At 69.1% G+C, this 21957-nt stretch carries 18 protein-coding genes; 15 read left to right on the forward strand and 3 right to left on the reverse strand.

From position 1 onward, the window contains the following. Positions 1-11 precede the first annotated feature (11 nt). The 6 genes from ACIO6U_RS18280 to ACIO6U_RS18305 all read left to right on the forward strand — a co-directional run bounded on the left by ACIO6U_RS18280 (position 12) and on the right by ACIO6U_RS18305 (position 7618). Positions 12-1064 carry an alanine racemase gene (locus tag ACIO6U_RS18280; RefSeq protein WP_391162765.1) on the forward strand — a complete coding sequence of 351 codons (1053 nt, stop codon included), beginning with the start codon at positions 12-14 and terminating at the stop codon, positions 1062-1064. 165 nt (positions 1065-1229) lie between these two features. Next, complete coding sequence (locus ACIO6U_RS18285; protein ID WP_355335188.1) at positions 1230-2249, forward strand: 1-aminocyclopropane-1-carboxylate deaminase; 1020 nt, start codon at positions 1230-1232, stop codon at positions 2247-2249. Continuing rightward, on the forward strand, positions 2249-3925 hold the full coding sequence (locus ACIO6U_RS18290) for a CocE/NonD family hydrolase (protein ID WP_401720201.1): 1677 nt from the start codon (positions 2249-2251) through the stop codon (positions 3923-3925). The genes ACIO6U_RS18285 and ACIO6U_RS18290 overlap by 1 nt, the downstream gene beginning before the upstream one ends. Further along, positions 3922-5613, forward strand: coding sequence for a CocE/NonD family hydrolase (locus ACIO6U_RS18295; RefSeq protein ID WP_401720204.1), 1692 nt, complete (start codon positions 3922-3924; stop codon positions 5611-5613). Before ACIO6U_RS18290 ends, ACIO6U_RS18295 begins: the two co-directional genes overlap by 4 nt. Then, the gene (locus ACIO6U_RS18300; protein ID WP_401720207.1) at positions 5597-6700 is read left to right on the forward strand and encodes a P1 family peptidase; all 1104 of its coding nucleotides are present in this window, start codon (positions 5597-5599) and stop codon (positions 6698-6700) included. Before ACIO6U_RS18295 ends, ACIO6U_RS18300 begins: the two co-directional genes overlap by 17 nt. Before the next feature lie 75 nt (positions 6701-6775). Continuing rightward, positions 6776-7618 (forward strand): M55 family metallopeptidase, encoded by an 843-nt coding sequence (locus tag ACIO6U_RS18305; RefSeq protein ID WP_355335179.1) that lies wholly within the window; start codon positions 6776-6778, stop codon positions 7616-7618. Between the two features lie 9 nt (positions 7619-7627). Here the strand turns inward: ACIO6U_RS18305 and ACIO6U_RS18310 are convergent, their stop codons facing one another. Next, entirely contained in the window at positions 7628-9268 is a 1641-nt protein-coding gene (locus tag ACIO6U_RS18310; RefSeq protein ID WP_401720210.1) for a PucR family transcriptional regulator, read from the reverse strand. 320 nt (positions 9269-9588) lie between these two features. Here ACIO6U_RS18310 and ACIO6U_RS18315 point away from each other — a divergent pair, with 320 nt between their 5' ends. From ACIO6U_RS18315 to ACIO6U_RS18350, 8 genes are all read left to right on the forward strand, one after another. Beyond that, complete coding sequence (locus ACIO6U_RS18315; RefSeq protein WP_401720213.1) at positions 9589-11136, forward strand: ABC transporter substrate-binding protein; 1548 nt, start codon at positions 9589-9591, stop codon at positions 11134-11136. An 18-nt stretch (positions 11137-11154) separates the two neighbouring features. After that, a complete protein-coding gene (locus tag ACIO6U_RS18320) occupies positions 11155-12168 on the forward strand; it encodes an ABC transporter permease subunit (protein WP_391048013.1) in 1014 nt (337 codons plus the stop codon). Beyond that, a complete protein-coding gene (locus ACIO6U_RS18325; protein ID WP_355335169.1) occupies positions 12165-13031 on the forward strand; it encodes an ABC transporter permease in 867 nt (288 codons plus the stop codon). Before ACIO6U_RS18320 ends, ACIO6U_RS18325 begins: the two co-directional genes overlap by 4 nt. A gap of 110 nt (positions 13032-13141) precedes the next feature. Further along, the gene (locus ACIO6U_RS18330) at positions 13142-14917 is read left to right on the forward strand and encodes a dipeptide ABC transporter ATP-binding protein (RefSeq protein ID WP_391048008.1); all 1776 of its coding nucleotides are present in this window, start codon (positions 13142-13144) and stop codon (positions 14915-14917) included. 209 nt (positions 14918-15126) lie between these two features. After that, the gene (locus tag ACIO6U_RS18335; RefSeq protein WP_401720216.1) at positions 15127-16386 is read left to right on the forward strand and encodes an NAD(P)/FAD-dependent oxidoreductase; all 1260 of its coding nucleotides are present in this window, start codon (positions 15127-15129) and stop codon (positions 16384-16386) included. Beyond that, positions 16379-17998 (forward strand): amidohydrolase family protein, encoded by a 1620-nt coding sequence (locus ACIO6U_RS18340; protein WP_401720219.1) that lies wholly within the window; start codon positions 16379-16381, stop codon positions 17996-17998. Before ACIO6U_RS18335 ends, ACIO6U_RS18340 begins: the two co-directional genes overlap by 8 nt. Before the next feature lie 28 nt (positions 17999-18026). Next, positions 18027-18926: a dihydrodipicolinate synthase family protein gene (locus ACIO6U_RS18345; protein WP_401720222.1), complete on the forward strand. Its 900-nt coding sequence runs from the start codon at positions 18027-18029 to the stop codon at positions 18924-18926. Between the two features lie 251 nt (positions 18927-19177). Then, positions 19178-20170: a GNAT family N-acetyltransferase gene (locus tag ACIO6U_RS18350; RefSeq protein ID WP_401720225.1), complete on the forward strand. Its 993-nt coding sequence runs from the start codon at positions 19178-19180 to the stop codon at positions 20168-20170. Between the two features lie 40 nt (positions 20171-20210). Here ACIO6U_RS18350 and ACIO6U_RS18355 read toward each other — a convergent pair whose 3' ends face one another. After that, a complete protein-coding gene (locus ACIO6U_RS18355) occupies positions 20211-21119 on the reverse strand; it encodes an NAD(P)-dependent oxidoreductase (RefSeq protein WP_401720228.1) in 909 nt (302 codons plus the stop codon). A gap of 83 nt (positions 21120-21202) precedes the next feature. Between ACIO6U_RS18355 and ACIO6U_RS18360 the strand changes: the two genes are divergently transcribed. Further along, positions 21203-21574, forward strand: coding sequence for a winged helix-turn-helix transcriptional regulator (locus ACIO6U_RS18360; RefSeq protein WP_401720230.1), 372 nt, complete (start codon positions 21203-21205; stop codon positions 21572-21574). 96 nt (positions 21575-21670) lie between these two features. On the opposite strand, the gene ACIO6U_RS18365 is transcribed toward ACIO6U_RS18360, so the two are convergent. After that, the gene (locus tag ACIO6U_RS18365) at positions 21671-21823 is read right to left on the reverse strand and encodes a hypothetical protein (protein ID WP_401720233.1); all 153 of its coding nucleotides are present in this window, start codon (positions 21821-21823) and stop codon (positions 21671-21673) included. Positions 21824-21957: the final 134 nt, after the last annotated feature.

The raw sequence follows: 21957 nt of genomic DNA on the forward strand, positions 1-21957 counted from the left end.
AGGATTCGGCCATGCCCAACACCCCCTACCTGCACGTCGACCTGGATCGGCTCGACCGGAACATCCGGCGAGTCGCACAGTGGGCCGCGACGAACGACCTCGCGCTCCGCCCGCACGCCAAGTCCCACAAGTCGCCCCGGATCGCCCGGCGCCAGATCGCGGCCGGCGCCGTCGGACTGACGGTGGCGACGATCGGTGAGGCGGAAGTCTTCGCGGACAGCGGCGTGACCGACTTCTTCATCGCCTACCCCCTGCACATCGACGGCCAGGCGGCCGGCCGGCTCGGCGCTCTGGCGGACAGGGCCCGCATCGCGATCGGCGTGGACTCGGCCGAGGGCGCCGCCCGGGCGGGTCACCTGGTCGGCCGCCTCGGCGTGGAGGTGGTCATCGAAGTGGACTGCGGTCACCACCGCAGTGGTTGCCGCCCCTCGGACGCGGGCCTGGTCGCGACCGCCGCCGCGCTCTCGGGTGCCAAGGTCGCGGGAGTCTTCACGTTTCCGGGACACAGCTACGCCATGGACGCCGGGGCGACGGCCGCCGCAGACGAGGCACGAGCGCTCTCGGTCGCGCGCGCGGCCGTGGAGGACGCCGGAATCGAGGTCGCGGTGGTCAGCGGCGGATCGACGCCGAGCCTGGCCGACACCCGGCCAGAGGCGGTCACCGAGGTGCGCCCCGGCGTCTACGTCTTCGGGGACGCGCAGCAGTGGGAGCTGGGGACGACGCATCCCGATGACGTCGCGCTGACCTGTCGTGCGACGGTCGTCAGCCACGCCGGGGGCCGTGCGGTCCTGGACTCCGGCAGCAAGGTGCTCGCCGCCGACAAGGCTGCCTTCAACACCGGAGGAGGACGTCTGCTCGACCACCCGGACGCCCGGATCGTTCTCGTCTCCGAGCACCACGCCGTCGTGGACCTGGGCGGCGCCCCGTTGCCTCCGCTGGGCAGCCAGGTCGCGGTGGTGCCCAACCACTGCTGCGCGGCCGTCAACCTGGCCGAGCGGCTATGGATCGACGAGGGAGGCGGCCTGCGCCCCTGGGCCGTCGCCGCGCGAGGGCGCAACAGCTAGCAGACTTCCCGCGCCGAAGGTCCCTGTGTGGTGAACCCGCACCAATCCCCGCCCGAGGTTCGGTCTCATTCACGAAACGAGGCCGCCGGGGGAGTGACAGTTTGATCGCTCGAGGCACCTTGACGGCCTCGTCGTCGATCGCCAATCCGCGAAGGAGAACGCGCTGTGTCCATCGAGGACTTCGCCCGCCACCCGCTCACCTTCGGCCCCAGTCCGGTGCACCCGCTCCCACGTCTGAGCGCCCACCTCGGCGGTGCCTCGATCTGGATGAAGCGGGAGGACTGCAACTCCGGGCTGGCCTACGGCGGTAACAAGACCCGCAAACTGGAGTACCTCATTCCCGACGTGCTGGCCCAAGGGGCCGACACGCTGGTGTCGATCGGGGGCCACCAGTCCAACCACACCCGGCAGGTCGCCGCGGTCGCCGCCCACCTCGGGCTGGAGTGCGTCCTGGTCCAGGAGAACTGGGTGCCTTCCTGGACCGATCCGTTGAGCACCGAAGTCGGCAACATCCTGCTCAGCCGGGTGATGGGAGCAGAGGTACGACTCGACCCCGCCGGTTTCGACATCGGCTTCCGTGACTCGTGGCGGCAGGCCCTCGACGACGTGGAGAAGCGCGGCGGCAAGCCCTACGGCATCCCCGCCGGCGCGTCCGACCACCGCCTCGGCGGTCTCGGCTTCGCCAACTGGGCGTACGAGGTGGCCCGGCAGGAGCAGGAGCTCGACACCTTCTTCGACACCGTCGTGGTCTGCACCGTCACCGGTTCGACCCACGCGGGCATGATCGCGGGCTTCGCGGCACTCGAAGACGCGGGCGGCCGACCCCGCCGGGTCATCGGCATCGACGCCTCGGCCACCCTCGACAAGACGGTCGACCAGGTCGGTCGGATCGCCCGGAACACCGCGGATCTCATCGGGCTGAGGCGTGACCTGCGGGACGACGAGATCACCGTGCTCCCGGGTTGGGCCGGAGACGAGTACGGGGTCCCGGTGCGGTCGACCCTCGACGCGATCCGCCTCACCGGCAAGACGGAGGGGATCATCATCGACCCCGTCTACGAAGGCAAGTCGATGGCGGGCCTCATCGACCTGATCCGCGACGGCGACATCCCGAAGGACTCGAACGTGCTGTACGCGCATCTCGGCGGCCAGCAGGCACTGAACGCGTACGCCAAGGCGTTCTGATGCCCGCGCTGAGGGGGAGCACGAGAGAGGTCCGAGCCCTGTGGAACTGCCGGATCCCGATGCGCGACGGCGTCGAGCTGGCCGCCGACATCATGGTCCCGGCCGGTGACGGCCCGTTCCCGGCCGTGGTGACACGAACCCCGTACAACCGCAAGCCGGGAATCTGGATGCGGCGGCTCGTCGCCGCCGGTTACGCCTACGTCATGATCGACATGCGCGGACGCGGCGACTCCGGCGGTGACTTCCAGCCCTTCGTCCAGGACAGCGACGACGGCTACGACAGCATCGAGTGGGTCGCCGAGCAGACCTGGTGCACGGGCCGGGTCGGCATGGTCGGGCTCAGCTACGAAGGTCTCACCCAGTGGTGGACCGCTCGGGCCCGGCCGCCGCACCTGCGGTGCATCGCGCCGATGGCCATTGGAGTCGCCGGCCTCGGCCCGCGGCCGAGCTTCAATACCGGTGTCCCGCACCTCTACTGGAGCTGGTGGTTCCACCAGGTGACCGGACGTACCCAACAGCACTACGGCGCTCCCTCGTGGGGGCACAACATCAGGCACCTGCCGCTGCGCACCCTCCACGAGCAGGTCGGCACCGGTGGACGGTGGTGGCCGAAGTACGTGGACGGGGAGATCGACTACCTCGGCGAGGCGTTCGTGCTCAGCGACGACGACTGGGCGAACCTCGACCTGCCCGTGCTCGTCACCGTCGGCTGGTGGGACGACCAGACCACGATGGCGACGTGGGCCCGGCTGGCGCGGTCGCCCGCGGGCGCCAGGGCCCAGCTCCTGATCGGAGCCTGGGACCACGGAGGGAACCGGTCGCCGAGCCCGGTGCTGGGAGGACTGGATGTCTCCCCGTCGGTCATGGACACCGTCGGACACGTCGAGCGCTTCCTCGCACGGCACCTCAGGGACGACGACGAACCCGCTGATGCCCACCCGTGCCGGGTCTTCCGGACCGGGACGATGCGGTGGGAAGACCTGGACGAGTGGCCGTCCGCCGCGGTCGAGCCGACGAGTTGGTACCTGGCCAGCGGCGGCGACGCCCGCACACTGAGCGGAAACGGTCGGCTCACGCGGACTCCGGAGAAAGCCGCCCGCGACACGTACGTCTTCGACCCGGAGAACCCGGCCAGGGACTTCACCAACCTCGACCTGTTCGCCTGGAGCGACCCGCCCCACGACCATCGCTACCTGCTGCGCCGCCCCGACGTCCTCGTCTACCCGGGTTTGGCCCTGGACGAGCCCGTCCACGTGAGCGGCCAGGCCGAGCTGGACGTCTTCGTCTCGCTGGACGCGCCCGACGCGGACCTGAGCGTCCTGCTGCTCGACGTCCATCCCGACGGCCGGATGATGCTCGTCGGCAGCGAGCTCGGGTCGTGCGGGCTACAGCGGATCTCGATGCGGTCCGGGCCCGGCTCACCGCCCGTCAGCCCCGGGGAGATCGTCGGGCTGCGCATCCCGCTGGTCTGGCTCCACCACACCTTCCTGCCGGGGCACCGCATCGCGCTCGCGGTGACCGCAGGCGCGTTCCCCGCCTTCTCCCGCAACCTCGGCACCGGGGAGCCCTGGGCCGACGCCGTGGATTCACGCGTGGTGAGCGTGACCGTTCACCACGGCCCCGAGCACCCCTCGCGGCTCGTCCTGCCCGTCGAGAACAGCGGGGGAGCGGTATGAGGTTCACCGATGTCTCCCGTGTGCGCTCCCGCTTCGACGTACGGGTCGGGGCGAGGGACGGGGTCGACCTGTCCGTCGACGTCTACATGCCGCCTGCCCCCGGTGATCACCCGGTCCTCGTCACCCGCACGCCCTACGACAACAACCGCGCGGACCAGAAGCCTCCTGCGAGCACGGCGCCGCAGGTCCCCTCGGACCGTTTCAAGCTCCTTGCCGCGCGCGGATACATCGTGGTCGCGGGTGACGTACGGGGCCGGGGTGACTCGGACGGGGATTTCGAGCCGTTCCTCCACGAGGCCGCAGACGGCGCCGACATCGTCACGTGGGCCCGTGACCTTCCCGGGTCCAACGGCCGCCTCGGCTGCTTCGGCGCGGGCTACGCCGGGTTCGCGGCGCTCGCCGCCGCGTCGGCCGCTCCGGTGGACGCGCTCGCCGTGTGGTCCCCGTTCGCCGCGGCCGAGGGCCTGCCGTCGCGGGGCGGTGCCGTGCGACTGGACTGGTTGTTCTGGATGCACCTCGTCGGTGGCCGGGTACGAGGGCCCGTCGACGCGCCGCCCTGGAAGTCAATCTTCAGCAGCAGGCCGCTGGCCGGCATGCACGAAGCGCTGGGCAGACCGGACGCGCCGTGGCCCGACTGGCTCGCCCACCTCGACCCCCAGGACCCGTACTGGAGCAGCCTGGCTGTGGGCGGCGGGACGGATGCGAGCGCGCCGACCCTCCTGGTCTCCGGCCGGTGGGACAGCGGGCTGGGCGCCACGATGGCGCACTGGGAGACCGTCTCCTCCGCCGGAGGGGAGCACTCGCTGGTCGTCGGCCCGTGGGACTCAGCCGGAACCCGGAGACCGGTGAGCGTCGTCGGCGGGGTCGAATGGGGGCCCCGTTCCGTCGTCGACCCCGACGAATTGCTCCTCGAGTGGTTCGACCACCACCTGCGGGACGACCCGTCGTCCTGGGCTCCCGCCCCCGTGCGCGTCTTCGTCACGGGCCGCAACGCCTGGGAAGACCTCGACCGGTGGCCGGTGGCCGACGAGGTCGAGACCTTGTGGCTGACCTCCGAAGGGCGGGCGAACACCCGGATCGGGGACGGACGACTGACGCGCGACGCGACACCCCGCGAGGCGGCCGATCACTTCGTCCACGATCCCGGGAATCCCGTTCCGTGGCAGCCGGATCACGGGTCCTTCTCACGGACCGGCCCAGCGGGATTCACCCTTGAGACATCGTTCGCGACCAGCCGCGACGACACGCTCACCTACACGGCGGCGACCGTCGACGTTCCCACACTCGTCCGCGGCACGCCCGTGATCCATCTGTTCGCCGGGACCGATCGCGATGACGCGGACTGGATGGTGTCCCTCGAGGACGTGTTCCCGGGCGAGACGAGAACGGTTCACCTGGCACACGGGGTCGTGCGCGCGGGATCGGTGCCCGCGTTCCGGGCAGGTGTGCCGGTCGGCTACAGGATCGCGATGACGGACGTGGCGCACGAGCTCCAGCCGGGGCACGCCCTGCGCCTCGTGGTGACCTCCAGTCTCTTCCCGCTCTACGCGATCAACCTCGGCTCCGCCGACTACCTCGGTGCGACGGAGGCCGAACGCGGTACGCACTCCGTCTTCCACGGGCCCCGCCTGCCCAGCAGGATCGAGCTCCCCCTCCACCGAATGGAGAACCATGACCAGGCTCCGTGACCTCGGCATCGAGATCGGGATTCTTCCCTCAGGACCCCGCAACGCCATCAGCGACGTCTCCGGCGTCACCGTCGGTCACGCGACCGTCATCCGCGACGACGACGTCATCGCCCGTACCGGCGTGACCGTGATCCGTCCACGGCCGGGACACGTCCGAACACATCCGTTGTTCGCGGGCTGCGCCACGCTCAACGGCAACGGTGAGATGACAGGTCTCGAGTGGGTTCGCGAGAGCGGTCTGCTCACGACCGACCTGGCCCTCACGGGCACCCACAGCGTCGGCGTCGTCAGGGACAGCCTGGTCGCGATCGAGACGGCGCACGACACCTTCCGCAACGCCTTCTCCCTGCCGGTGGTGGGCGAGACCGCGGACCTCGCCTTCAACAGCGGGAACGCCCAGTTCGTCACCGGCGAACACGTCCGAGCGGCCTACGAGTCGGCGTCCGCCGACGTCGAGGAGGGGAGTGTCGGAGGGGGAACCGGCATGGTCTGCCACGGGTTCAAGGGCGGGATCGGAACGGCGTCGCGTCGTCTCGACGCGTCCGCGGGCGGCTGGACCGTGGGCGTGCTCGTCCAGGCGAACCACGGGACCCGCCCCGACTTCAGGGTCGACGGCCGGCCCGTGGGCCGTGACGCGCGCCTGGCACACGTCCCGCTGCCGGCCCGGACCCAGCCGGGCGGAGACCCGCCCATGCCGCCCGGCTCCGGATCGATCATCGTGATCGTGGCGACGGACGCTCCGCTGCTGCCCGGCCAGTGCCGTCGGCTGGCGACCAGGGCGAGCATCGGCATTGGCCGGGTCGGCGGCGGCATCCAGGACTCGAGCGGTGACATCATGCTCGCCTTCTCTACGGCGCCGCAGAACGTGCCCACCGAGGGCTACGCGGGCGGTCACCCGCTGGTGGCGCCCCATTCCGCGGTTCCGCACCAAGCCTTGGACGACCTGTTCCGCGCCGTCGTCGAGGCCACCGAGGAATCGATCATCAACGCGATGCTCGCCGCTCCCACGATGACCGGTGCGCGCGGCTTCACGGCGTACGGGCTCGAGCCGGACGCACTCCTCGCGGCCTTCTCATCGGCGACCTGAGGCAAACCGCCCCCGGTTCGGCTGGCAACCACCCGGTGAACGGCCGGGTCAGACCAAGGAAGAAGGGACGGTCCCATGGCCGGTTCTGTCTACATCAGCGTGGACATGGAGGGAGTCGCGGGTGTTTCTCGGCTGCACAACACCGTCCCCGGGCACCGGACCTACGCCCGCGGCCAGGAGCTCATGACCGAGGAGGCCAACGCCGCTGTGGCGGGGGCGTTCGACGCGGGAGCCACTCACGTGGTGGTGGCGGACAGCCACGGGCCGATGGACAACATCCTGCCCGCCCTGCTGGATCCGCGTGCACGTCTCGTCAACGGCAGCCCCCGTACCTGCGGCATGGTGCACGGCCTGCACGGCGACTTCGACGCGGCCCTCTTCATCGGCTACCACGCGGCGGCGGGAGCGCCCGGAGTGCTCTCACACACGTTCACCGGATTCTGGTCGGAACTCCGGCTCAACGGTCGGGCCGCGTCCGAGGCAGACGTCAACGCCCTCTACGCCGGCCGGTTCGGAGTCCCGGTGAAGCTCATCACCGGAGACGACCGGACCTGTTCGGCCGGTCTCGCCGGAGTCGAGGCGGTCCACCGCGTCGAGGTCAAGCGCTACCTCTCCTACAACTCGGCCGACGCCCTCTCCCCGGCCACCGCCAGGGCGCACATCCGGGAAGGCGCGGCGCGAGCCGTGGCGGATTCGTCGATCCGGCCGCCGGTCGTCCCTCACGACCTGGTGGTGGAGATCGACCTGAAGCTGTCGACGAGCGCTGATCTCGTCGCCATGATTCCGACGGCCGAGCGCTCGTCGGAGTACACCGTGCGGATCCGGTGCGCCACCGTGGATGAGATCTACGACTTCGTCAGCGTCGCCGGAGCACTGGCCGCGCACGTGGTCGCCACTCAGGCGACCGCTTCGCCGTGACGCGGCGAATCACTCGACGGCGGGGTTCATCAGACGCATCTGGAGCATCAACGCGAATCTCTCGTCCGGGTTCTCCAGGTCGATCTTCCCGACCTCGCTGAGCCGCTTGAGCCGGTAGCGGAACGTGTTGTGGTGCACACCGGCCGAGGCCGCGGCGGCGTGGATGTCGCCGAAGGCGTTCAGCCAGCACTTGAGAGTTGCCAGGAGGCTGCCGTTGCGCCGCTCGTCGTACTCGAGGATCAGGCTCAACGGGCCGGTCACCGGGTCATGGCGTGCCAAGGACAAGTCCTGGAGCTCCAGCACCAGCGCGTCTATGTGCACCTCTGACATCGTGGCCGCGGTGCCCGCCGTCCCTCGCGTACGCAGTACGCGCAGCGCACGGTCGGCCCGCGTCCGCGACTCGTTCAAGCGGATCGGGTCGCTGATCGCGGTGCCGATGCCGATGACGGCCGGCACCCGCGTCCCCGTCCGCTTCAGGAAGTCGGCCGCGAGCCGCTTGGCGCGCTGCTCGTTCTGGTCGGCGTCCCCGGTGAGCGAGACCAGCCCGTACGACACGTCGCCGAGCAGGGCTGTCGCCGACCGCGGCGCGACCGAGGTGAGGTGCATCGCGAACGCGTCCGCCAACTGCTGGCGTTCCCTCGCCTGCCGGGAGGGATCGGTCTGTCCGTCGCCGTGGTCGACGATGTCCATGGCGACGACATTGACGGTCTTCCCGAGCAGCCCGAGGCGGCCGAGCGCGTGCGCGGCTTTGGGCCCGCCTTCGAGGGCGGTGGCCACCAGGTCGGAGCGCAGGCGGTGGTCGACGTCGGCTCCGGCTCGTCGGCGCAGCAGGTGGAGGGCGACGAGCTTCGCGGCGTCGGCCAGGGCCTGCGACCGCTCGGTGGACGGCGGTCCGGTGACCGCCGCCCAGATCGATCCCAGGATCTCGTCACCGGCACGCACCGCGATGGCCAGGCGCGGGATCTCGTTCTCGCTGATCTTGGAGGCCTCGATGTACAGCGGCTCCTCCGTTTGGTAGAGGGCCTTGAACACCCCCCGGTCCTCGTCCTCGCGGAGGTAGACCTCGGGCACCTGGCGGTCGAGGATGGTCCGGATGCGAGCGGCGTCGGCCTCGTCCTGCCGTCCCGAGAACGCCAGCACGCGGTACCGGCGGTCCTCGATGGTGACCGGCGCGTCGATCAGTGCCGCCACGGCGTTGGCGAGGGCGAAGAGGTCGCCCGCGGCGACACCGCCCAGGGTGCTCGTCACCTCGTCCCCGACATCGTCCTGGGCCACGATGGTCCGGAGCATGTCCGCGAGCTGAAGCCAGTCCGCGTTCTCCGCCAGCGCGAGCAGGGCGACGCCCGCGTCGCGGGCGGCGTTGAGCACTTCTGGCTCGCGGTCCACGGGCGCCCGCACGATCAGGGCCGCGGCGCTCTGTGTCCCGAGAACGCGCAGCAGCTCCGCGATGTCGGACGCGCCGTACACCCCGATGCCGAGGACCAGCGCCTTGGGCAGGAGCGCGTGGTTCTGTCCGTGGTCGTGGACGACGACGGCCCCGACCTGCTCGTGGGCACTCACGTCGGCGACGACCACGTCGAGGAACGTACCGCCGAGGTCATTGAGGATCCTCGACAAGCTCGCACGCTGCGGTTTGGACGTCTCGCTCATATCCGCCGGAGTCTACGGGACGCTCCGCCGCGCGTCTTGGGAAGAACGAACGAACGCGCGGCCTCCGTTCGTTGACCGAAACCGAGGCGTGGCCGGGCCGTTGTGCGCCTTCGTTACATTGAACGATTCCAGGCGGAAAATTGGGCGGATCGTCACCAGGTCCGCGCCGTTCGACGGCCATAGCCTCATCCAAACCCGTGAGCCTGATCACACGGGCGGCACACAACCGGCTGGGGGCTGGACCTCTGGCCCGAGGAGGACGGGTCATGAAGCGTAAACGGTCCATCAGACTCGTGGCGGTCAGCGCCACCGTTGTCTGCTTGGCAGCGCTACTGGCTGCCTGCAACGGCGCCGAGAAGCCGGGAGCGACCGGCGGCAGGGCGGACCTCCTGCGGTGGGGCATCGTCGCGGACAGCCTCGACAGCATCGACCCGCTCACGCTGACCTCGGGCAACAACCTTCTCGCCACGGTCTACGACGCCCTGCTCACCGCCGACCCGAAGGGCCAGCTGGCCCCGGGGCTCGCGGAGTCGTGGGACACCCCGGACCCGCGCACGTACATCTTCCACCTGCGCAAGGGCGTCACGTTCTGGGACGGCACCGAGATGACGTCCGCTGACGTGGTCGCCTCGCTGGACTACGAGCGCCTGGCGCCGTCCCCGTACGAGTCGCTGTTCGTGAACGTGAAGGACGTGACCGCCAGGGACGCGAACACCGTCGTCGTCACGCTCAAGCAGGCTGATTCCAGCGTCCTGTCGCTCCTCGCCAGCGTGGGAGCGAGCATCTTCCAGAAGAAGTTCTACGACGAGCACAAGGCCGACTTCGGCAAGCCGGGCACGCTGACCATGGCGACCGGGCCGTACCGGCTCGACCGGCTGAACCCGACCGAAGGCGCGGACCTCACCGCCAACCCGGACTGGTGGGGAGGCAAGCCGGCGATCCAGAGGGTGTCGGTCAAGCCCTTCAAGACCGTGACGAGCGCCGCGCTCGCCTACCGGTCCGGCCAGCTCGACGCCGCGTACCCGCTCGCGGACCCGCGGGCCTTCGCCGCCAGCTCCAAGGCGAAACTGGTGAAGGTCCCCGGGTGCAAGCAGACGTTCATGTCACTGAACACCCAGGTCGCCCCGTGGGACGACGTGCACGTCCGGCGCGCCTTCGCCTACGCGTTGGACCGCAAGGGCCTCGCCGCCGCCGAAGGCGACGGCGCCGTCACCTACGACAGCCTGTTCCCGGCCCAGGTCCTGGCCAAGGTGGCCGACAAAGCGGACATCGACACCATGATCGGCTCGCTCCCGCCCTACGCGTTCGATGTGTCCAAGGCGAAGGAAGAGATCGCGAAGTCGAGCCACCCGGGCAGCGTCAAGGGAACCTTCGAGGTTCCCGACGACGGAATCCGCCCCAAGATCGCTCAGGCCATCGCCGGAATGGTGGCGAAGGCCGGCATCGAGCTGGACGTCAAGGTCCTCTCCGAGGCCCAGTACACCCAGCGCGTCGGCGAAGGAGCGGCCAAGAAGAAGATCCAGCTCACGATCCAGCGACTGGACTGCTCGGAGGAGCCGAACACCACGGCCAGCTACCTCCTCGACAGCTCGCAGGCGGACATCGCCTACGCGAACTACGCCGCGTACAGCAATCCGGACGCCGACAAGCTGGTCAACGCGGGGATCTCCACGGCCGACCGGGCGGGACGGTTCCAGGCGTACTCCGCCCTGGACAAGCTCGCCGCGCAGGACGTTCCCTACATCCCGCTCTACCTCGGTGAGAACGTCCTGGCGCTGTCGGACACCTTCACGTGGCCCGAGCTGAACCCGTTCTCCTCGGCCTACGGTCCGGCCGCGTGGGTGGCGCAGGTCAAGCCCGCGTCGTGACGGTGCCACGCGGCCGCGGTGACGCCGGCCGCGTGGGCCGCGAGCCCCAACGAGAAAAAGGCAACGATGCAAACACGAGCAATTTTCTTCCTAGTGCTGAGTCGGGTCCTGGTGTGCGCCGCGATGCTGGTCCTGATCTCGTTCGTCATCTTCTCTCTGCTGTACATCACGCCCGGCGACGCCGTGAGCAATCTGCTCGGCACCCGCAGGCGGACTCCTGAGACAGAGGAACTGCTCCGGCAGCAGTACCACCTGAACGACCCGTTCCTCACCCAGTACTGGATCTGGTTGAAGGACGCCGTCCGGTTCGATTTCGGAAACTCGTCGGTCTCGACGCTTCCGGTCACGGACGAGATCAAGGCGCGGCTGCCGAATTCCCTGCTCCTCGCGGGCGTGGCCTATCTGCTGACCATGCTCATCGGAATCCCCCTGGGGCTGGCCGCGGCGGTGAAGAAGTCGACGTTCGTCGACCGCGGGATCGTGGCGTCGGTGATCGTCGGATTCAGCACACCGGTCTTCGTGGGCGCCGTGGCCCTGCTCTACGTGTTCGGGGTCCTTTTCGGATGGTTCCCGGTCTTCGGGGCGGGAAGCGGTTTCGTCGACAAACTGTGGCACCTGACCCTTCCGGCGCTCGCGCTCGCGATCTCCGGCGTCGCGCTCATCGTCAAACACACGCGGGCCGTGATGATCAAGGTGCTCGACCAGGACTACGTGACCTTCGCCCGGGCACGCGGGATGTCGTCCCGCCGGGTGTTCCTGTTCTACGCGCTGCGCAACGGCATGATCCCCGTGATCACGGTCAGCGTGCCCCTGCTCGCGTCCTTGGCCACCGGAGCGGTCCTCGTCGAGGTCACCTTCTCGATCCCGGGGATCGGCGACCTGCTCGTGCGGTCCGCGTCGAGCCAGGACCTCCCCACACTCCAGGCCATCGCGCTGCTGGTGGCCGCGCTGATCATGTTCGCGAACCTGGCGGCAGACATGCTCTACCTGGCCGCGGATCCACGCATCAGGCACGGAAGGCCGACCGCATGAGTGCCGCAGTCCCGCAGCTCGAAGATCCCGCCAGGCCCACGCGTCGCTCGGCGCGCCCGTCCTGGACCGTACTGGCCTGCCTGGTGATCGTTGTCGGGGTCGTCGTCATGACCGTCCTGGGATCGGTCCTGGCCCCCCAGGACCCCGGCGCCCAGAACGTCTCGGACGTCCTCGCCTCGCCCAGCGCCGGGCACTGGCTCGGCACGGACGAACTCGGCCGGGACGTCTTCTCCAGACTGATCGCCGGAACACGCACCGCGTTCATCGGCCCGCTGGTCATCACCGTCGGCTCCATGCTGATCGGCAACCTGCTGGGTCTGTGGAGCGGTTACAAGAGAGGTGCCGTCGACGCGGTCGTCATGCGCTGGGTCGACTTCATGTGGGCGCTCCCCGGACTTCTCGTCATCGTGGTTGTCGCCGGTGCGTTCGGCGGCGGCTATTGGATGGCGGTGGCGCTCCTTCTCGTGCTGACGATCCCCTTCGACACACGCGTCATCCGAGGCGCGACACTGGAGCAGGCGCTCCTGCCCTACGTGGAGGCCGCGCGTGCGCTGGGCCTGTCGAACCGACGGATCATGCTCTTCCACATCTGGCCCAACGTCTCCGCGACCGCCGTCGCCAACGCGTTCCTGACCTTCGCCGGCGCCATCGTGACGCTCTCAGGACTGTCGTTCCTCGGATTCGGGGTCGACGCCGGTTCGCCGGACTGGGGTCTCATGCTCAAGGACGGAACCAGCCTGCTCTTCGAGAACCCCGCGGCGGCGCTCGGGCCCGGCGTCATGATCGTGGCGACGGCGATCTCGATGAACATCATCGGCGACTGGATGTACGAGGCGCTCTCGAGTCGTGGAGGAAGCAAGTAATGGCCCCCGAACAGTCGGACCGCATGACGCGAGGGATGACCTCGGACACGGTCCTGAAAGTGCGCGCCCTCGGCGTTGACGCGGTCGGTCCTGACGGTACCCACCCGATCGTGACGTCGTTCGGACTCGACCTGTCCGCGGGAGAGACGATCGGGATCGTGGGCGAGTCCGGAAGCGGCAAGACCATGACCGCCCGCGCCATCATGGGTCTCCTGCCCGGATCGCTCGTCGCGCGCGGCGAGGTCGAGTACGACGGCCGCAATCTGCTGGAGCTGTCGGAACGCGAGTGGAGTCACGTCAGAGGACGGGAAATCGGGCTCGTGCTCCAGGACCCGTTCACGATGCTCAACCCCGTGTTCCGCTGCGGGCGCATCATCGAGGAGTCGCTGATCTGGGAGGGCCGTCGGCGCCCGCCGCGGTCCGAACGCAGGGCGGAGGTCAACCGCCGGCTCGCCGAGGTCGGACTCACCGACCCCTCGGTAGCGGATCGGTACCCGTTCCAGCTCTCCGGAGGCATGCGTCAGCGCGTCGCTGTGGCCGCGTCGCTCGCCCGCGACCCGAAGATCCTGATCGCGGACGAACCGACGACGGCTCTGGACGTCACGACCCAGAAGGAGATGCTCACCCTCCTGCGCGGTGTCCAGAAGTCGCGCGGAATGAGCGTCGTACTGATTACGCACGATCTGCGGGTGGCCTTCGCGATGTGCGACCGCGTCTACGTGATGTACGGCGGATCGCTCATCGAGGTCGCGCCCGGCTCCGACCTGGAGGCCAAGCCCCTGCACCCCTATACCCAGGGCCTGTTGCTGGCCGAACCGTCGGTCGACCGTCGGGTCGCCGAACTCCCCTCCATCCCGGGGTCGGTCCCCAAGGCCCGGGAGACCACGGGCTGCTGTGCCTTCGCCACCCGGTGCGAGTGGGTCACGGACCAGTGCCGCCAGGGACCGCCGCCACTGATCGAGGTCGCCGACCTGCGGTATTCGGCCTGTGTCCGCCTGCCGGAGATCAGTTCCGACATGGCGGCGAAGCGGGCCAGGATCGACGTCGTGGAGGCTCCGGTGCGAGACGTACGGGCGGAGCGGCCGCTGATCGACATCCGGGACCTGCGCAAGGAGTTCCGCGTCGGACAGCGCACCGTCCACGCGCTCGCCGGGGTGTCGCTACAGGTGAACCAGGGGGAGAGCGTCGCCGTCGTCGGGGAGTCCGGTTCCGGCAAGACCACCCTCGCTCGCACGCTGCTGGGACTCGAGCGGTGCACCAGCGGCGACATCATGATCGACGGCATTCCCGCGCACGACTGGTCGCGGCTGAGCGCGGCGGATCTCCGTCGCCTTCGCGGAACCGTGCAGATGGTCTTCCAGGACCCCTACGCGAGCCTCAACCCGATGCGGAGCATCGGATCGGCCCTGTCCGAGGCGATCAGGTCGCACGAGAGCGCCACCAAGCACGCTTCGGGCGCGGTGGCCGACCTGTTGAAGACGGTCGGTCTTCCGGCCTCGTACGCGCAACGCAGGCCGTCGGCCCTCTCCGGCGGAGAGCGTCAGCGCGTCGCGATCGCCAGGGCCCTAGCCGTCAACCCACGGCTCCTGGTCTGCGACGAACCCGTCTCCGCCCTGGACGTCTCGGTGCGAGCCCAGATCATCAACCTCTTCGCGACGCTCCAGCGCGAACGCGGAGTCGGTTTCGTCTTCATCACGCACGACCTCTCGATGCTGCGGCAGATCACCGAGCGCGTCTGCATCATGTACCGCGGACGGCTCGTCGAATCCGGTCCGGTGGACCAGATCCTGGACCATCCGACCGATCCGTACACGATCAAACTGCTGCGGTCGATCCCCCGGTCGGACGCCGACTGGATCGACGCACCCGTGTCGACCGAGGTCTGACCGACCGATCCGCGCGCGATCCGCGGCGAAATCCGCCGGTTCGCCGCGGCGCGCCGCGCCCGGCCCGTCTGTCCGGGCCGACATGATCATCCGGCTTTCTGGTCCGAATGAACGAACAACGCGTCCGGAAGCCTTGGCAAAGTCCCTCCTTGAGCAACTGACGCACACGAGTGGAAGGGCTGCCGATAGTGGTGAATGGCGAGCATTGCGTGGTCGTTGGCGCCGGCGCCGCCGGCTTGTGGACGGCTTGGGCGCTGACCGAGGTCGGAATGCGCGTGACGGTGCTCGACGCCGGTGCCGCGGCGGCCGGCGCGTCCTGGGGCAACGCGGGCTGGATATGCCCCGCCCAGGCCGGGCCGGTGCCCGAGCCCGGCATCATCATGCACGGCCTCAAGGACCTGACCCGGCGTGATTCCGCGCTCCACTTCTCGCCCGCGGCCCTCCTGCGCCTCGGACCCTGGATCGCGACGTTCGCGCGCTACTGCAACGACCGGTCGTACTCCGACGGGCTGGCGGCGTTGTCCACGCTCGGGTACCCGTCCTTCAAACTCATCGAACGGCTCGGCCTCGACGAGCACTTCGACAAGACCGGTCTCCTGACCGTCTCCAAGAACCCCGCGGACATCGAGCACTTCATCGAGAAGATCGCGCCGCTGGCCAAGTTCGGGCAGGGAGCCACGACAGAGGTCCTGACGGGCGGCGCGGTCCAGGACCTGGACCCCACGGTGCCACGAGGCCAGGCGGCAGCGTTGATCGGCAACCACTGGCAGATCGTTCCCCACGCCTACATGGCGGCGCTGATCGAGAAGGTGGTCGCCGCAGGTGTCGAGATCCGCGAGCACGAGCCCGTCGAGCACCTCCACGCGCAGGGCGGACGGGTGCGAGCGGTGCGCACGAACCGCGGTATGTACGAGGCCGACCACGTGGTTCTCGCGGCGGGAGTGAACACCACCGCGCTGGCACGCTCGATCGGCCATCCCCTTCCGGTGATCGGCGGCAAGGGCTACAGCTTCGACGTCCGGCCGGGGCGGATGCCGAGGCAGGCGATCCAGACCCTCGACACGCACCTGGCGATCTCGCCGATGGGCGGCACGCTTCGCGTCGCCGGGGCGATGGACTTCACCAACTCACCGACCCGCATCCCCCCACGGCGCGTCAGGGCGATGCGGCGCTCGGCTCAGGCCCTCCTCGGGCCGTGGACCGACGAGTCGGCCGCCTGGTCGGGCCTGCGCCCCGTGGCTCCTGACGGCCTCCCCATGATCGGCAGGCTCGCGCCGGACTCGAACGTGTTCGCCGCCACCGGGTACCAGATGCTCGGCATGACGATCTCACCGGCCGCCGGAGTGCACCTCGCAGAGGCGATCGCCTCGGGGGACGACGGTCGTACCGGGCCGTTCTCGGCGCAGCGGTTCGCCCGCGGGAAGACGCGCAAGACGATGAGGGCCCAGGAGGGGAGTCGGGATGCGTAGTGATCTGGTGGTGCGCGGCGGCCTTGTCGCCGACGGCACCGGCGCACCGCTCAGGCGCGCGGACGTACTGGTCCGGGGTGACCGGATCGTTCACGTCGGCGAGGTCCCCGACACCGACGTGCCCGAGGTGGACGCCGCCGGCGCGTTGGTCGCGCCCGGCTTCATCAACGTGCTCAGCCAGGCCTACGAGTCGCTCCAGCGTGACCCCCGAGGTCTCTCCGACCTCTACCAGGGCGTCACGACCGAGGTGTTCGGCGAAGGCTACTCGCTCGGCCCCGTGGAGGGCCGGATGCGCGCCATCGCCAAGGACTACGCCGAGCGGACCCACGTCCGGCATGAATGGCCGCGGATCAACGACTTCCTGAACCACATGGCCGACGCGGGCGTCGGACCGAATGTCGCGAGCTTCGTCGGGGCGGACAACCTCCGCATGGCCTTCGCCGGTCAGCAAGACCGTCCGCTGACGCCCGACGAGCTGGCCGCCGCCCGCCGGCTCCTCGACGAAGAACTGGCGGACGGCGCGCTGGGTCTGGGCTCCGCTCTCATCTACGCCCCGGGCATGTACGCCTCGACCGACGAGCTGACCGCCTTCGCGGAAGTGCTCGCCGAGCACGACGCGCTCTACATCTCGCACATCCGCAACGAGTCCGACTCCCTGCTCGAAAGCCTGGACGAGCTCATCGGGATCGCCGAGAGGTCGGGAGCCCGGGCCGAGGTCTACCACCTGAAGGCGGCAGGCCGGGACAACTGGCCCCTGATGGCCTCCGCGATCCAGCGCATCGAGGAAGCCAGGGCCGGCGGCCTCGCCGTCACGGCCAACGTCTATCCGTACGAGGCGGGCGCTACCGGCCTGGACGCGTGCGTCCCCCCACGATTCCACGATGGCGGCCCGGACACTTTGCGCGGCAAGCTCGCGCATGAGGACTTCCGGGAAACGGTCAAGGAGGCCATCCGGGCCCCGGGCGCCGACTGGGACAACTGCTACAAGAGCGCGGGCGGCGCTGACGGAATCCTGCTCCTGGGCGGCAACACCTCCGAGTGGAACGGCATGACACTCGCGCAGGTCGCGACGCGGCGCGGTGACGCGGATCCGCTCGACACGCTTCTGAACATCGTCGTGGCGGACTCGCAGATGATCATCGCGCTGTTCGAGATGACGGAGGAGAACGTCCGTCTCGCGCTGCGGAGCCCATGGGTCTCGGTCTGTTCCGACGCCGAAGCGTGGACGGCCTCTCCGCCGTACACCGACGCCTCGACGCATCCGCGGGCCTACGGGTCCTTCGCCCGCGTTCTCGGTCCGTACGTCAGGGACGGCGTCCTGCGGATCGAGGACGCCGTCCGACGGATGACGAGCCTGCCCGCGCGGACCCTGCGTCTCACCGACCGCGGCGTCATCCGCGAGGGCGCCTTCGCGGATCTCGCGATCTTCGAGCCCGACAGGGTCCGGGACCTCGCCACCTACTCCCACCCACACCAGTACGCCGACGGGATGCGGCACGTGATCATCAACGGAGTCGTCGCGTTCCGCGGGGGAAAGCCGACCGACGAGCTCGGCGGGCGCGCGCTACGACGCGGGACCCGGCCGACGACGAGCGGCTTCCGAGCCCGGTGAACCCGTCGACGAACGACGAAGGAGAGCGATGACAACGCCGTTCAGCGGCATACTCGCGGCAGTGGTGACCCCCTTTCGCGCTGACGGTTCGACCGTCGACGCCGGGGGAGTCCGTCGCCAGGTCGAGCACATCGTCGGTGCGGGCGTGCACGGCGTGGTGCCCTTGGGAAGCACCGGCGAATTCACGACGCTCAGCAACGCGGAGCGGAAGGAGGTCGCGGACCTCTACCTGAAGGCTGTGGACGGTCGGGTGCCCGTCGTCGTGGGCACCGGAGCGTTGACCACCGGCGAGACGATCGACCTCACCCGGCACGCGGCTGACGCCGGTGCGACGGCGGTCATGATCGTGCCCCCCTACTACGGCGCTCTCGGCTGGAAGGAGGTCGTGGCGCACTACGGGGCCGTCTCCGACGCGGTGGACATCGACATCATGTTCTACAACCTGCCGGACGCCACGGGACTGGACATCTCGGCCGGGCGGTTGGCCGAGCTCGCCCGGAGCACCCGCGTGACGTCGTTCAAGGACACCGGGGGTGACGCGGTGAAGTTCGCCACGGTCCTTCACCACTACGCGGACGTCATCCAGCCGCTCAACGGCTACGACACCCTCACGTTCTCCGGCATCGCCGCCGGCGCGCGGGCGGGAGTCTGGGGAGCGGCAAGCGTCATCCCTCAACTGTGCGCGGACTTCTACGAGACCCTCGCGGTCCGCGGCGACATCGCCGAGGCACGGGAGCAGTGGACGAAGATCTTTCCGATCTGCGAATTCCTCGAGGCGCACCCGTACGCAAGCGCGATCAAGACCGGCCTCGACCTGGTCGGCGTCCCCAGCGGACCTCCCCGACTCCCGGCCCTCCCCCTCACCCCCGAGCACGCGACCACCTTCGCCCGGCTCCTGCGCGAAGCCGGGATCGACCTACCCCGCTGAGGGGTTCTTCACATCGACCTCGTACATCACCACCGGCGTGTTCGTCTCGCACCGCAAACGCCTCGGGCCGGTCACAGGTGCCCGGCGGAGCAGCAGCCGACGCCTCGGATGCGACTGCGCCGGGTCCTGAGCCGGGACCGGCCGAATTCGCTTCGCCATGACGCCACTTCATGCGCTCTTGCATCCGACGGGCTGTCAGGACAGGCTTTCCGCGGAGCCCTGTGAACGCCTGTTCAGTGGGAGGTGAGCGCGTGACCGCGCCTGCTCAAGCGGGGATCGAGATCGTGCGGGCGACTTCGGCGCATGTCCCGATGATCTTCGCGTTGGCACAGTCCAGGAATCTGGACGGAATCGACCCGGTTGAGGCCAGCCGAGACGGATTCCTGGTGTCGGAGTACACCGACGAGATGTACCAAAGGCGACTGGTGAGCGCCGAGCACTTCTACGTGGCCGTCAAGGGAACCGACGTCCTGGGATTCCTCCTGGCCTACAGCGACGCCCAGATCGAACCTGACGAGTGGCTGAACCACCGGATCAAGACCACGCTCGGCAGCTTCCTGGTGATCAAGCAGGTGTGCGTGGCCCGTGACGCGTCGCGGCAGGGCGTCGCGTCACGCCTGTACCACCATGTGCTGGAGCGCTGGACGGCCAACCCGGTGATCGCCGCGGTGGTCAACGAGCCGCTCAATGAGGCGTCGAGCCAGTTCCACCGGAAAATGGGCTTCGAGGAACTGACACGGTTACGACCGCCGGACGGCCGTCTGCGCGTCGTGTGGGTCTCGCGCAAGCCGCGTGAGTCGATGTTGCAGACCCAGTACGAGATCGCGGTCGACTTATACAAGCATGAGGACCTCCTCAACTGGAACAAGCTCAATAACTTCCTCTACATCACCGCGGGCCTCGCGGCCACCTTGGCGTTTACCCTCGGCAAAGAGGGCGCGCAGTCACAGGAAGTGGCCCGGGGCGTCGGAGCGGTCATCACGGTGATCGGGTTCGTCTCCGGGCTGGCGTTCGCCGTCATGCTGCGCTACGGACGCCGCTATTTGCAGACCCGCAAGAGCACGGTCGTGGAGCTGGAAGAGCACATGGCGTGGCACGGCGGGCAGCGGATAGTGGGACGCCGGCTGACAGAGCCGGGATCAGGGTGGCTCCAGGCGTCCCCGACCGGTCTCGTGATGGTGCTGCTTCCCGTCTTCGTCTCACTGGGCTGGCTGGCGATGCTGGTGGTCGTGCTGACGAACTGATGCTCCCTCAAATACCCCTCTCCGACGGTGCCGTGTGGGGTCAGTGCGGCTTTTGGATGCTGTCGATGATGCGGGTCCAGTTGTCGCTGCCGTGGCCGTTGTCGATGGCGCGGCGGTAGTGGGCCTGGACGGCCAGGGGGAGCGCGGGGTCGAGGCCGAGTGACGTGCTGGTTTCGACGATGTGGTCGGATGTCGCGCCCATCATGGTGACCGTGCTGAGCCCGCCGGGGTGTTCTCCGGCGTCCAGCGCGGTGCCGGGGGTCGCTTCGCCGGCCCTGAGGATGGCGCCGATCGAGTCGGCGGAGGAGAGCAACTCCGGCAGTGCTTCCTTGGCCGTCATTCCCGCGGTGCCCAGCATCGCGGTGGCGTGCATCAGTGCGGACAAGGTGGTGAGGAATACCGTGAGCTGGGCTTGGTACATCATCTGGGCGAGACCCGGATCCACGCCCAGATACTTCGGCGCGCCGAGCAGCGCCAGTGTCGGCCGGTGGCTCTCCATCGCCTCGGTGGGGCCGCTGTAGTAGACGTGGGCCGCGTCCGTGCCGACCATCGGTGCCGGGACCATGACACCACCGGTGAGGAAGGTGGCGCCGTGGGCCGACGCCCAGGATGCCGCTTCGCGTGAGCGGTCAGGGGTGTCGGAGCTCAGGTTGACCAGTGTCCGGCCGGCGAGCGACGCGGTGGCGCTGTCGAGGATGTCGTACATCGCCTGGTAGTCGGTGAGGCTGAGGATCACGAGGTCACTTGCCTCGACCGCCTCGCGGGGTGTCGGTACGAGAACCGCTCCGTCGGCGACGACGCCGTCGGCCCGGCCGGCGGTGCGGTTCCAGACGGTGACCGGGTGGCCGGCGGCGAGGAGGGTACGGGTCATCGCCTGGCCCATCGGGCCGAGTCCGATCACGGTGACAGTGCTGTGTTGCCTGGTGGTGCCGTGCTGTTGTTCGTTCACCTCTTCATGCTCGGAGAGGGCCACTAATCTGGGAAGTACCCACTATTTTCTGCGGTACTTACCTTTTAGTAAGGGGATCAGCGATGGCGAGGGCGCCGAGGTGCGGGCCTTACATCTGCGGCATCGACGCCGCGCTCGACGTGGTGAGCGGCAAGTGGAAGGGACTCATCCTCTGGGAACTTGACGCCCATCGTGTGCGCCGCTTCGCCGAGCTCCGTCGCGGCCTGCCCGGAGTGAGCGAGAAGATGCTGACGCAGCACCTGCGCGAGATGGAGGAGGACGGACTGGTGCACCGGAAGGTCTTCGCCGAGGTGCCGCCGCGGGTGGAGTACTCCCTGACCGAGCACGGGCGCACGCTCAATCAGGCGCTCGGGCCGCTCGGCGTCTGGGGGAGCGAACGGATGCGTCGCGAAGGCTCCGAAATGGTCGAGGTGGCCGAGATCTCCCACGGCTGAGGGCTGCCCGGTACAGATCATGACCTCGTCTCGGGCACGGTGAGCCGCCCTGCGGCCGTACCGCTGGTTCTTCGGCCCGGTGCGCTTCGTCGGGGCCTATGGGCCCGCGGTGCGTCCTCCCGTGCTCATTCGGGTGCGGCTGTCGGCAAGGGCCGCCCGGACCTCACGCTCGATCGGCTCGGGGTCCAGGCCGAGGGCTTTGCCGATGTGCGCCGACCACACCTCCGAGCGCAGATTCGTCTCGAACATGCCGCGTGCAGAGAGACGAAGCCCATCATGCCCGCGAACGAGGTGATGGCGTCGGCCATGCGGTCCTGCGTGCCCCGCATCCTGGCGTACACCACCCGTTCGTGCCGGAGCCGGACCGGCGGAAGATGGGGGAG

It is taken from the genome of Streptomyces sp. NPDC087422 (assembly GCF_044744145.1).
Classification (GTDB): domain Bacteria; phylum Actinomycetota; class Actinomycetes; order Streptomycetales; family Streptomycetaceae; genus Actinacidiphila.